Annotated in this window: 8 protein-coding genes; 7 read left to right on the top strand and 1 reads right to left on the bottom strand. The window is 43.5% G+C overall.

Translation table 11 applies throughout. The annotated features are described in order from the left end of the window. Positions 1 to 40: 40 nt before the first annotated feature. Positions 41 to 1,597 carry a glycoside hydrolase family 10-like protein gene (locus ACYH0O_RS06845; protein ID WP_482631734.1) on the bottom strand — a complete coding sequence of 519 codons (1,557 nt, stop codon included), beginning with the start codon at positions 1,595 to 1,597 and terminating at the stop codon, positions 41 to 43. 314 nt (positions 1,598 to 1,911) lie between these two features. Between ACYH0O_RS06845 and mnmH the strand changes: the two genes are divergently transcribed. From mnmH to ACYH0O_RS06880, 7 genes are all read left to right on the top strand, one after another. Then, entirely contained in the window at positions 1,912 to 2,964 is a 1,053-nt protein-coding gene (gene mnmH / locus ACYH0O_RS06850) for a tRNA 2-selenouridine(34) synthase MnmH (RefSeq protein WP_482631735.1), read from the top strand. An 81-nt stretch (positions 2,965 to 3,045) separates the two neighbouring features. Continuing rightward, positions 3,046 to 3,396 carry a MerR family DNA-binding transcriptional regulator gene (locus tag ACYH0O_RS06855; protein WP_482631736.1) on the top strand — a complete coding sequence of 117 codons (351 nt, stop codon included), beginning with the start codon at positions 3,046 to 3,048 and terminating at the stop codon, positions 3,394 to 3,396. Continuing rightward, positions 3,389 to 3,850, top strand: a complete 462-nt coding sequence (locus ACYH0O_RS06860; protein WP_149157497.1) for an SRPBCC family protein — start codon at positions 3,389 to 3,391, stop codon at positions 3,848 to 3,850. The genes ACYH0O_RS06855 and ACYH0O_RS06860 overlap by 8 nt, the downstream gene beginning before the upstream one ends. A 436-nt stretch (positions 3,851 to 4,286) precedes the next feature. Beyond that, on the top strand, positions 4,287 to 8,885 hold the full coding sequence (gene gltB, locus ACYH0O_RS06865; protein ID WP_482631737.1) for a glutamate synthase large subunit: 4,599 nt from the start codon (positions 4,287 to 4,289) through the stop codon (positions 8,883 to 8,885). Positions 8,886 to 8,902: 17 nt separating this feature from the next. After that, positions 8,903 to 10,390 carry a glutamate synthase subunit beta gene (locus tag ACYH0O_RS06870; protein ID WP_482631738.1) on the top strand — a complete coding sequence of 496 codons (1,488 nt, stop codon included), beginning with the start codon at positions 8,903 to 8,905 and terminating at the stop codon, positions 10,388 to 10,390. 223 nt (positions 10,391 to 10,613) lie between these two features. Next, a complete protein-coding gene (gene nagE / locus ACYH0O_RS06875; protein WP_482631739.1) occupies positions 10,614 to 12,062 on the top strand; it encodes an N-acetylglucosamine-specific PTS transporter subunit IIBC in 1,449 nt (482 codons plus the stop codon). A gap of 234 nt (positions 12,063 to 12,296) precedes the next feature. After that, complete coding sequence (locus tag ACYH0O_RS06880; protein WP_482631740.1) at positions 12,297 to 13,010, top strand: DUF2161 domain-containing phosphodiesterase; 714 nt, start codon at positions 12,297 to 12,299, stop codon at positions 13,008 to 13,010. Positions 13,011 to 13,041 lie beyond the last annotated feature (31 nt).

Here is a 13,041-nt window from a genome sequence, read left to right on the forward strand (position 1 = left end):
AAGAGAGTTTCTCCATAGCGGAGAAACTCTCTTTCTATCATTATCGTACTCTTACCCGTACTGTTTTGGCATCCTTACTTTCCACACCTGTCGGAGAAACGGACGTAACTCCATATGTGTACATTCCACCTTCTTCAGCTGAAGTATCTTCATATGTTGTAAGCCCTTCTTGAGAATACACGACATCCACAATGTTAGCTGGATTCTCGTAATCTCCTTCTTTCACGCCATCAAAGCGATAGATGACATATTTTCTTGCATCGGTGTGCTTTTTATCATCTATCTTTATCGTGATACCTTCTTTATGTTTATCCGCTTTCACCGTGTTCGGTTTCTTTGGAAGTGTTTCATTGTTCCAAGGAGTGGCAGGGGTTAAAGCAGGCTCGGTGTAAACCTCGTTACGTATAATATCGGCGTAACCAAGCGGGTTTTCAAATATTTGTTTGAGAGAGAAATGCATTTGCCCAAGTGCCGTTCCATTTTCACGGTTGTCCACTATTTGTTCAGGCAGCTCGTATGGATTGAACCATTCCTGGTCAAAGTTGTCCCCTACTTTATAGTCTGCCATCCCTATATAAAGATTAACAGGATGATTGTACGCATACTCATTCACTTCCTGACTCCACCAATCTAATAGAACGGAGTAGTTGGCAACAGCCAGATTCCTGGACCAATAGATTTGAGGGGTAATATAATCAATGCTTCCATCCTTGATCCATTGACGTGTGTCTGCATATAGATCGTCATAATTCGTTTGTCCCGCTTGTGTATCGCTTCCAGTCGGATCATCAGCAATATTTCTCCATACACCAAATGGGGAAATCCCAAATTGAACCCATTCTTTAATGTCTTTGATGGCTGAATTGATGTCAGCTACAAGAACGTCAACGTTATTTCGTCTCCAATCTTCAATATCGTCAAAAGTGTTGCCATATTTCTCGTATGTATCTTGATCTGGGAAGGTTTCTCCTGCAATTCGGTAAGGGTAGAAATAATCGTCCATGTGAACGGCTTCGATATTATAATGACTCACCAATTCTTCAACTGTATCAATCAAGTATTCTTGGACTTCAGGTATACCCGGATCCAAATAATATTGCTTGCCATATTTCACCACCCATTCAGGATGAAGCTTGGCTACGTTATCATCTGCAAGTGACTCAATCGTTTGATTTGGCATCGTGATTCGGTAAGGGTTCACCCATGCATGAACCTCGATTCCGCGCTTATGAGATTCATCGATCATGACCTGAAGTGGATCATAACCCGGGTCCGTTCCTTGCTGTTCCCCTGTAATATATTGGGACCAGGGAGCCAGTTCAGAAGGATAGAAGGCATCTACAGTAGGTTTCACCTGATAGATGACGGTATTAAACTTCAACTCTTTTAGCTCGTCAAGGGTCTCTGTAACCCAATCCGTATACTCCTGCTTGTCCATTCCGGCTTTCACATCAATGTTTTGAACCGTTGCAATCCATGCTGCACGCATTTCATGTTTTGGCGCCTGAGTTTCCGAAGCTTTTGCTTTTCCTGTAGAAAAAGGAAGAGCAAGCGAGAACAATAAGACGGCCATGATCATGTACTTCACTGCTTTCATCAACAAATCCCCCGCTTTCATTAACTGATTTCTTATAAAAGAAATCGTTTTCATTTTGTTGAAATAATACTTCATGAAATAAAAATAAAACATGAAATATTATTTCTAATTTCATTATAAGGTGTTGGGTTCTTATGGTATATAGTACCAATGAGGTGAAAAAACTGAATATTCTATCACTTATAAGGATGATTTGACTAGATAAATAGTTCTGAAAACAAAAGAAAGGGAAAGAATGAATACAGAATGTTTCGAACAATCGGGTTGCAGTGGTGGTAAAATAGGATTGAGAAGTGAAGAGGAGAGTTGATGAAATGTTCAAGGATATAACGATAGATCAATGTGATGTCAATAACTATACATTCGTAGATGTGAGATCTCCTTCTGAATACAGGGAGATGACGATTCCGGGCAGTATAAACATACCCGTCTTCAATGATGAAGAGAGGGCAGAAGTCGGGACTCTCTATAAGCAAGTGAGTAAAGAGAGGGCTACGGAACGGGGGCTGGAAATCTTCTCAGGAAAGCTCCCGGATTTTATTAAAGAGTTTCAAAAACTGGATGGTGAGATTGTGGTTTTCTGCTGGCGGGGAGGGATGCGTAGCAAAGCGGCTGCCACCTTCCTGGATTTAATGGGTGTGAAAACTTCCCGTATTCAAGGAGGGGTCAGGGCGTATCGTCACTGGGTGTTGAATGAACTGGAGAAATTCGATTTAAAGCCTCAAGCCTTTGTGTTAAACGGTGGAACCGGTATTGGCAAAACAGCCATCCTCAAACAGCTTCAAAATGAAGGGTATCCGGTCCTGGATATTGAAACGTTAGCCAACCATCGAGGCTCCATTTTTGGACAAATCGGATTGACACCAAGCAATCAGAAAACCTTTGATTCCCTTCTGCTTAAAGACTTGATGGAGCTTCAGGAATCTCCCTTTATATTATTTGAAGCAGAAAGCAAACGGATCGGTAAGCTGCTTCTCCCTGACTTTTTAGTGGAGAAAAAGCAGAGTGGTTTTCATATCTTTATTGAGATGCCAATGAAAGAGAGAGTCAATCATATTTTAAATGAATACCGTTTACACGAGCATCATGATGAATTTGCAGAAGCGTTTCGATGTATCAAGAGACGTATACATAGCCCGATTGCCAACCAAATAGAGGACGAGCTGAAAGAGAAGAATTATAAGCTGATTTTAGAGCTTTTAATGGAATACTATTATGATCCAAGATACTACCATACGGCGAGTCAGTATCCTGGAGATCAAAGGGTGACGATAAAAGCTTCTTCTATTGAAGAGGCATGCGAAGAAGTGAAGAAATTTATAAAAGGAAGCGTATCTATTCATGAAAACCTCAGTTTACAAAGATAGGGTCGAAAAAATCATTTTATAGAAAGGGATTGACCGTGTGGTGCACCACATGGTTTATGATTTAGGTGTGAGGTGGAAAGAATGTACAAGGTAAGCGAGTTTTCCAAGATGACAGGACTGAGTAAGGAAACACTGCGGTATTACGCAGAGATCAAATTGCTTGAACCTGTGTATATCGATCCTGCAAACAACTATCGCTATTATGACAATGGATCCTATCTGGTGGGACGTTTATTGGTCTATTTAAGGAGATTTAACTTTTCCATTCAAGAAATGTTAACCGTCGTAAATGACGAGTCCTTTGAGAATTTGGAACAATTGATCCGGGCCAAGAAAAGGGATTTAGAATCTGAAATAGAGCGCATACAATCAGTGATCGAAGAAATGGATGATTTCTTTGAGATAGGAATAGGAGAGGATAAGGATGATTAAATGGCATGAAGAACGGATCATTCCAGTCAATATTGAAACGATTTGGCATTTGTTTGAAATTGAGAACATTCAACGGATAATGCCGAACGTCGTTGAAAACAAGGTACTGGAGCAAAAGGAAGGCGTGGTAGGGTCCACATATCAGCAGAAATACAAAGAAGGGAAAAGAATCGAGACGTATATTGTAGAAGACCTCGAGTATGAGAACACCCCCGAGAAAAAACACAATAAAATTGGTTTCACACTCGCCAAAGCATTTGAAATCAAAGCTGAATTCACCCTCCATAAAATAGACGACTACCAAACCAGATTCATCTATAAAGGCGAAAACAGAGGTGTGAACTTCCTGGGAAAAGTCTTATTAAAACTGGGAGGGGAAAAAAACAACAACAAAGTCGTCACCGAATTCATGGATCTGGTAGAAAGCGAAGCATTGAAAGAAGCGAATAAGTAGCTCAGAAGAGGGACGGACCTCCACGAATCGTGGAGGTCCGTCCCTCTTCATCTGTTTGAATTTTGGAATCGAAGGGAAAAGAAGAAGAGTTTCAGGAGCTGGATTTCAGGGGTGAAAAAATTTTTTTAATTAAAATTTTGCATGAAAATTCATGTTGGGTTTTGGTGAAAAATGTTTTAGTGAGTGATTTTTTGAAAGCGATTTCTTTATGATTATATCAAGCTTTTAAAGATTCTGAATATTAAGTTAAAATAAACATTTATATATCAACGTTCATCCTTATTATTACATATATATTTGGAAAATAACCACTTTTCCCGCTAACTTAATTTTTCGTTTTTTCTAAATTTCATGATATACTAACGAAAATTAAGAAAATTTAATTAACCGGTTAATTATTCAAAAAATATACAAGTTTGGTAGAGGAGGACATTGGATGAAAACGAATCTTCCTGTAGCGCAAGGCATGTATGATCCTGCGCAAGAACATGAAGCATGTGGAATCGGAATGATCGCAAATATTGATGGGACGAAAAGTCATAACATCGTCCAGAATGCCATTAACATTCTGTGTAACTTAGAACACCGCGGAGGACAATCAGCCGATACAAGTACTGGTGACGGTGCAGGTATCCTCACTCAAATCCCTCATCATTTCTTCAAAAAGCAATGTGAGAAAGAAGACATCATCCTTCCACGAAAAGGAGAATATGGGATCGGGATGGTGTTCCTTCCTGAAAATTATGAGAAGCGCATGAAGAGTAAAGAAATCTTCGAACGCATCATAGAAGAAGAAGGTCAGAAGACACTTGGTTGGAGACCTGTTCCTCTTAATGATTCCTTTGTAGGTAAAGTAGCATCGAAGTCAAAACCGTTTATCCGTCAAGTCTTTATTGGTGTATCCGAAGACATAAAATCCCGGATGGATTTCGAGCGCAAGCTGTATGTCATCCGGAAACGAATTGAAAAAGAAGTGGCGACTGTTGAGGGACAAGAAGATGTCTATCTTTGTAGCTTGTCGTCCACGACCATCGTTTACAAAGGGATGCTCATACCTGAACAGCTCGATTCCTTTTATATCGACCTCAACCATCCTGAGTTCCGGTCAGCTTTAGCCCTTGTACATTCCCGTTTTAGTACAAACACTTTCCCAAGCTGGCAGCGATCTCATCCAAACCGATATACGATCCATAATGGTGAATTCAATACATTACGAGGTAATGTGAACTGGATGCGGGCACGTGAGAAGCTGTGCCATTCAAGTGCTTTTAAAGAAGAAGATCTGGAAAAGATCCTTCCTGTCATTGATGAGACAGGCAGTGACTCCTCTATGTTTGATAACTGCTTTGAATTCCTTCATTTATCAGGAAGATCCCTTGCTCACACTGCCATGATGATGGTACCGGAGCCTTGGGAAAACGATGACACGATTCATCCGAAGAAAAAGGACTTCTACGAGTATCATAGCTGTTTGATGGAGCCGTGGGATGGACCGGCAGCCCTTGTGTTTACGGATGGAAAACAGATTGGTGCTTGCCTTGACCGAAATGGACTTCGACCTGCACGTTACTATGTGACTAAAAGCGGTATGATCGTTCTAGGTTCTGAAGTAGGGGCCCTGGATATTTTTGCTGATGACATTGTGTACAAAGATCGATTACAGCCAGGAAAAATGCTGCTTGTTGATCTGGAAAAAGGAAGAATCATTCCCGATGAAGAGATTAAGCTGCGCGTTGCCTCTGAGCATCCGTACAGACATTGGTTGGACAACAATAAATTTGAACTTGAGGAATTACCTGAAACGACACATGAGCCAGTTCAACTGGATTCAGAAGAAGTGGTATTGCAGCAGCAGGCTTTTGGCTATACAAATGAGGAATTGAACAAAATCATTAAGCCGATGGTGACGGACGGAAAAGATCCGGTTGGTTCCATGGGATATGATTCACCTCTTGCGGTATTATCGAAAAAGCCACAGCTTCTATATAACTACTTCAAACAGCTATTTGCTCAAGTGACAAACCCGCCGATCGATGCGATTCGAGAACAGATCATTACATCTGTAGGAACAACGATTGGAGCAGAAGGTAACCTGGTTAACCCGGGTCCTGAAAGCTGCAGGCATATCCATTTAAAGACACCGATTTTAACCGGGGAAGAGCTTGAAAAGATTCGTCACCAAAACGAAAAGGGCTTCAAAGCCGTTACTTTATCGATTTTATTTGATGTAACAGATGAGGAAAATCAGCTTGAAAGCACGCTGGATGCTCTGTATGAAAAAGCCGACAAGGCCGTTGAAGCCGGTACGACACTCCTTATTTTATCTGACCGTGGAGTTGTGAAGGACAAAGCAGCCATTCCAGCACTCCTTGCCGTTTCAGGACTGCATCATCACTTAATTCGCCAAGGAACGCGTACAACTGTCAGCATCCTTTTGGAATCAGGGGAACCAAGAGAGGTTCACCATTTCGCAACCCTACTCGGATATGGTGCAGAAGCAATCAATCCGTACTTAGCCTATGAAACACTGCGTGATCTGATCGATAAGGGCGAGCTGCAGGACACCACTTACGAACAAGCGGTGCAAAGATTTGTGAAATCAGGGACAGACGGTGTTATCAAGGTTTTATCTAAAATGGGAATTTCGACGATTCAGAGTTACCGTGGAGCACAAATATTTGAAGCGGTAGGCATTCATAAAGATGTGATTGATAAATATTTCACCCGTACAGCGTCTAGGTTAGGCGGAATCGGGATGGATATCATCGAAAAAGAAGTGCTTTTGAGGCATCGAAAAGCGTTCAATGACCGAAAAGATAATCAACGCACATTGGATTCGGGAGATGAATTCCAATACCGAAAAAATGGAGAAGATCATGCGTACAATCCAAGTACGATTCACACTCTTCAACATGCATGCCGTACGAATAATTATGAGTTATTCAAAAAATACTCCAGCATGCTGACAGACGAAAAGCAGAATCTTCAATCGCTGCGCGGACTTCTTTCGTTTAAAGAAACGAAGCCTATCCCGATAGAAGAGGTTGAATCAGTGGAAGAAATCTGTCGCCGCTTCAAGACTGGTGCCATGTCATTCGGATCCATCAGTCAGGAAGCCCATGAAGCATTAGCGGTTGCCATGAATAAAATTGGCGGAAGGAGCAACTCAGGTGAAGGTGGGGAACACCCCAGCCGTTTCACCCCGGACGAAAATGGGGATTCAAGACGCAGCTCGATCAAACAAGTTGCTTCTGGACGCTTCGGTGTAACGAGCCATTATCTGGTGAATGCCGACGAAATACAAATCAAGGTTGCTCAAGGAGCGAAACCTGGTGAAGGGGGACATCTCCCTGGAAAAAAAGTATATCCTTGGGTTGCTGAAGTGCGGGGATCTACTCCTGGAGTGGAATTGATTTCACCACCCCCTCATCATGATATCTATTCAATTGAAGACCTTGCCGAGCTGATTTATAACCTGAAGAATGCAAACCCGCAAGCCCGCATCAGCGTAAAGCTGGTATCAGCTGTAGGTGTTGGAACGATTGCTGCAGGTGTGGCAAAAGGTCGGGCGGACGTTGTGTTAATCAGTGGATATGACGGGGGAACAGGTGCTGCACCGAGAACCAGTCTGAAACATACAGGATTGCCATGGGAGATCGGTCTTGCCGAAGCTCATCAGACCCTATTACTGAATCGTCTTCGTGACCGGATTGTCGTCGAGACTGATGGGAAAATGATGACGGGCCGGGATGTTGTTGTTGCATCGCTTCTAGGGGCGGAAGAGTATGGATTCTCCACTGCACCGCTTGTTGTTCTTGGATGTGTAATGATGCGTGTTTGTCATATGAATACATGTCCAGTCGGTATTGCGACACAAGACCCTGAGTTACGTAAAAAATATACAGGTGACCCTGAACATGTAGCGAACTTCATGCGATTTGTTGCCCAGGAAACAAGAGAGCTTATGGCTCAACTTGGTTTCAGAACGATCAATGAAATGATTGGGAGAACTGATATCCTTGAAGCAAACAAAGCGATTGATCATTGGAAGGGGAAAGGAATCGACCTTTCTGCTCTTCTGCATCAGCCGGATGTACCTGAAAAGGTGGGCCGCTATGCGACAAGAAAACAGGATCACGAACTTGAGAAAACCCTGGATTATCAAGAACTGATTCCTCGTTGCCGCCAAGCGATTGAAACGGGAGAACCGGTTGAATGGACGACAGCGATTCGAAACATTCACCGTGTAACCGGCACGATGCTTGGAAGCGAAATTACAAAACGTTATGGGGCTGAAGGCTTACCGGAAGATACAATCCGCTTGACGTTTAAAGGATCTGCAGGACAAAGCTTCGGTGCCTTTATTCCAAAAGGTCTGACGCTGAGACTTGTCGGGGATTCAAATGACTTCGTAGGAAAAGGTTTATCAGGCGGGAAAATCATCGTTCATCCCGATCCAACCGCTACGTTTATTCCTGAACGAAACACGATCATCGGCAACGTATCCTTCTACGGGGCGTCTGGTGGAGAAGCATACATTTATGGAGTAGCCGGCGAGCGCTTCTGTGTCCGTAACAGTGGAGCGCAGGTAGTCGTTGAAAGCGTCGGGGATCACGGATGTGAATATATGACAGGTGGAAAAGTGGTTGTACTCGGCCTTACAGGTCGAAACTTTGCTGCCGGTATGTCAGGTGGAGTCGCCTATGTACTGGATGAGGATGAAAACTTCCGATCAAGATGTAATCAAGAACTGGTTCTTGTTCAACCATTATTTGACCCGGAAGAAATGAAAGATGTATACGACATGATCGAGAAATACGTTCATTATACAAATAGTAACAACGGCAAGAAGATTTTAGCGAACTGGGATTCTTACGTGTCAAAATTTGTACGCGTGATTCCGAAATCGTATCTCAAGATGAGAGAACGGATCAGTCAGCTTGAAAATAGTGGATTAGAGAAATTCGATGCTGAAATGGCAGCATTTGAAGAAGGTACAAAAGAAGAGAAAAAAGTGTTAGAACCAGCGAAATAAAGAGGGAGGGGGATACTATGGGAAAACCAACTGGATTCATGGAATATAAAAGACAAACATTAGATGAAAGAAATCCAGCTGAACGTACGAAGGATTGGAAAGATTACACCTCTCCTCTTTCGGATGAAGAAGTCAAGAAACAGGGGGCGCGCTGTATGGATTGCGGCGTTCCTACCTGTCAGTCTGGAATGGAAATCAACGGAGCGACAACTGGTTGCCCCGTATATCACTTAATACCGGAATGGAACGACCTTGTGTACCAGGGACAATGGAAAGAAGCACTTAAGCGCGAGCATCAGATGAACAACTTTCCCGAATTCACCGGTTTTGCTTGTCCGGCACCATGTGAAGGAGCATGCGTACTAGGGATCAACGAGCCGCCTGTAGCGATCAGAACTGTGGAACGCTCGATAATCGAAAAAGGGTTTGAAGAAGGCTGGGTCATTCCAGAACCACCCGAATACCGCTCAGGTAAACGGGTGGCGGTCGTAGGTTCTGGTCCAGCAGGATTAGCCTCAGCTGCTCAATTGAATAAAGCAGGCCATCTTGTGACCGTTTTTGAAAAAAATGATCGTGTAGGCGGACTGTTAACATATGGCATTCCAGAAATGAAATTACCTTATTCAGTCGTTAAGCGCCGCGTCGATATTTTAGAGAAAGAAGGCATTGAATTCGTTACGAATACCGAGGTTGGGAAAGACTACACAGTCGAAGACCTGCGTGAAAACTTTGATGCAGTCATACTTTGCGGAGGAGCGGCCGTTCATCGTGACATCCAAGTAGATGGACGAGATTTGAAAGGCGTTCACTATGCAATGGAATTCCTTCATTCGAATACAAAAAGCCTATTGGATTCCAACCTGGAAGACGGAAACTATATTTCTGCTGAAGGAAAAAACGTCATCGTCATCGGTGGTGGAGATACAGGTACAGACTGTTTAGCCACTTCGGTAAGACATAACTGTAAAAGCCTCACTCAGTTTGATATCTATGATAAAAAGGGTGCCATACGTGATGAAGTCGGAAACCCTTGGCCGCAATACCCAGTCATTCACCGGGTCGAGTACGGTCAAAAAGAAGCAGCAGAAGTACTTGGAGAAGATCCACGTGCGTACGCTGTCATGACCAAGAAGTTTGTCGGTGACGAGCATGGTCATATCAAAGAAGTTCATACGATTAATGTAAAGCTTCGTTATGACGAAGATGGAAACAAGATCCGTGATGAAATTCCTGGAACGGAAAAAGTATGGCCAGCAGATCTTGTCCTTCTGGCAATCGGATTCAGTGGTCCGGAACAAGACCTGATCAAAGAGCTTGAAGTCGAAACAAATAGCAATTCCACCGTTAAAGCAGAATACGGCAAATACCTGACCAACGTCGAGGGAGTCTTCGCAGCAGGAGACATGCGCCGGGGCCAAAGCCTCATCGTCTGGGCCATCAACGAAGGCCGCGAAGCAGCCCGCGAATGCGACCGCTACCTCATGGGCACAACTGAATTACCTTAATAGAGGGACGGACCTCCTCGGGCATGATGCCTGATGGGGGTTTTTCTTTGTTTTATGGATTGTATGTAGTGAATTATGGTAGGGATGATTGTTTAGGGTTGAATATTCACATATTCAATTCTAAACAGGTTGGAACCAGAATATTTTTTATGGGAGAGGTTTTGTCCTATTTACTAGACAAAGCAGCTTGAAGTGAAAAATAGACTGATAGGGGGAAAACAAAATGATGAAATATCTTCAGCGCATTGGTCGTTCGTTGATGCTTCCGGTTGCCGTTTTGCCGGCTGCTGCGATTCTGATGGGGATTGGGTATTGGATCGATCCGACCGGCTGGGGCGCGGATAGTCCGATTGCAGCCTTCTTAATCAAGGCTGGCGCTTCGATCATTGATAATATGTCGATTCTGTTTGCAGTCGGTGTAGCACTGGGTATGGCCAAAACAAAGGATGGTTCTGCAGCACTGAGCGGCTTGGTCGCTTATCTCGTGATTTCGACGCTCCTTTCAACGGACTCGGTTGCACTGCTTCAAGGTGTGGATACCGCAGCGGTCAATCCGGCATTTGAGAAAATCGGTAATCAGTTTGTCGGGATTTTGTCAGGGATCGTTGCGGCAGCTATGTACAATCGATTCAGTCATGTGAAGCTTCCGGATGCACTTGCCTTTTTTAGTGGAAAACGATTGGTTCCGATCATGTCGGCGGTTGCCATGCTGGTTGTATCAGGCGTGATGCTGTTTGTTTGGCCGGTTATTTACACTGCTCTAGTTTCATTCGGGAAAGAAATCAGTGGATTAAGCTTCACGGGTGCGGGTTTATATGGATTCTTTAATCGATTATTAATTCCTACTGGATTGCATCATGCCTTGAATTCAGTGTTCTGGTTCGACGTTGCCGGTATTAATGATATCGGGAACTTCTGGTCAGGTAAGGGTGAAAAAGGTGTGACGGGTATGTATCAGGCTGGGTTCTTTCCGGTTATGATGTTTGGTCTTCCTGCAGCGGGGCTCGCCATCTATCATGCTGCGAAGCCAAGTAAGAAGAAGCAGGTGGCGTCACTGATGCTGGCAGCCGGTTTTGCTTCCTTTTTTACAGGAGTGACTGAGCCTCTCGAGTTTGCCTTCATGTTTGTGGCACCTGCCCTATATGTAGTACATGCGGTGTTGACAGGATTATCCCTGGCCATTGCCTCCTTCTTTCAATGGACGGCAGGATTTGGTTTCAGCGCAGGGTTCGTCGATTTTGTCCTGAGTTCAAGACTTCCTTTAGCGAATTTTCCGTACATGCTGCTCATACAAGGTGTCGTATTTGCCCTTCTCTACTATTTCTTGTTCCGTTTCATGATCACGAAATTCAATCTTATAACTCCGGGGCGTGAAGAGGATAATGAAGATACAGTAGTGGGGAGTGAAACAGTACTTACTCAAAGCGAAAGGTTTGCTGTGATGGCAACGGAGATTTATGCAGGGCTCGGCGGAAATGATAATGTAACATCGGTTGATAACTGTATAACAAGATTGAGAGTGGAAGTGAAGGAGATGGATGCGGTGGATCAGGCTCGAATCAAAGCGACAGGGGTTCCGGGACTTCATGTGGTTGGGGAAAATAGCATTCAAGTGATTGTCGGGACGTCGGTGCAGTTTGTGGCTGATGAGATTGAGCGGATTCGAGGGTAGGGATTGTAGTTAGTTCAAAAGAATGGATAGCAAAATGAGTCAGATTTTGCAGAATGGCATATATATCGTAAATATGGCAGATAAATCCCCAACACGGCAGATAAACGAAACCGAAAGCCTTCCGCCCCAACTCCCGCACCATGAGTTGGGGTCTCTTTTTCTTCCAAACTGCAAAAATCTCTCGAATAGTCTATACTTTACCCTATAGAATTCTTTCCCAGAAAGGTTTTTACCATGAAGAAACTTAAAGAATCGGATCTTTATCATCCGATCCAAAAACATTTTCATAAAAAGGGTTACCAGGTGAACGGTGAAGTGAACGATTGTGATGTGACTGCCTTTAAAGAAGACGAACTTGTGATTGTAGAATTGAAGCTTTCATTGAATGTCGAGCTTCTTATTCAAGCGACAAAGCGGCAGAGACTCACAGACCTTGTGTACATTGCGATCCCGAAACCAAAGCGTCCCCGATCAAAGCGGTGGAATGATGTCTGTCACTTGGTTCGCAGATTAGAGCTTGGTCTGATCACCGTTTCATTTACAACGAAAACGCCAAAACTTGATTTTGTCATACATCCGGAAACCTTTGACCGGAATAAGAGTATGAAGAACAGCAAGCGGAAAAGAGAAGCTCTTGTAAAAGAAATCGAAGGGCGCAGTGCAGATTACAATGTAGGCGGAAGCAATAAAACGAAAATCATGACAGCTTACAAGGAAAACTGCATTCAGATTGCCTGTTACCTGGAAACACACGGGCCCATGTCACCGAGGAACTTAGCTAAGTTGGGTACGGGTGCGAAAACTCCCTCCATTCTTCAGAAAAATTATTACCGCTGGTTTGAGCGGGTAAAAAGGGGAGTTTACCAGATAACGGAGCAAGGAAAAAAAGAGCTGGAGAAGTATCCCGAACTTGTAAGCTACTACTCTAAGAAAATAGAAGAACAATAGAAAGAGCCTGCCCCGCAACCGGAGAGCAGGC

The sequence above is a fragment of the Rossellomorea sp. H136 genome, from assembly GCF_056838065.1.

What these genes read in the sequence shown, in the direction of transcription:
- nagE (WP_482631739.1), top strand. Translation starts at nt 10,614, where the DNA reads ATGATGAAATATCTTCAGCGCATTGGTCGTTCGTTGATGCTTCCGGTT.
- ACYH0O_RS06870 (WP_482631738.1), top strand. Translation starts at nt 8,903, where the DNA reads ATGGGAAAACCAACTGGATTCATGGAATATAAAAGACAAACATTAGAT.
- ACYH0O_RS06855 (WP_482631736.1), top strand. Translation starts at nt 3,046, where the DNA reads ATGTACAAGGTAAGCGAGTTTTCCAAGATGACAGGACTGAGTAAGGAA.
- ACYH0O_RS06880 (WP_482631740.1), top strand. Translation starts at nt 12,297, where the DNA reads ATGAAGAAACTTAAAGAATCGGATCTTTATCATCCGATCCAAAAACAT.
- ACYH0O_RS06845 (WP_482631734.1), bottom strand. Translation starts at nt 1,597, where the DNA reads ATGAAAGCAGTGAAGTACATGATCATGGCCGTCTTATTGTTCTCGCTT.
- ACYH0O_RS06860 (WP_149157497.1), top strand. Translation starts at nt 3,389, where the DNA reads ATGATTAAATGGCATGAAGAACGGATCATTCCAGTCAATATTGAAACG.
- mnmH (WP_482631735.1), top strand. Translation starts at nt 1,912, where the DNA reads ATGTTCAAGGATATAACGATAGATCAATGTGATGTCAATAACTATACA.
- gltB (WP_482631737.1), top strand. Translation starts at nt 4,287, where the DNA reads ATGAAAACGAATCTTCCTGTAGCGCAAGGCATGTATGATCCTGCGCAA.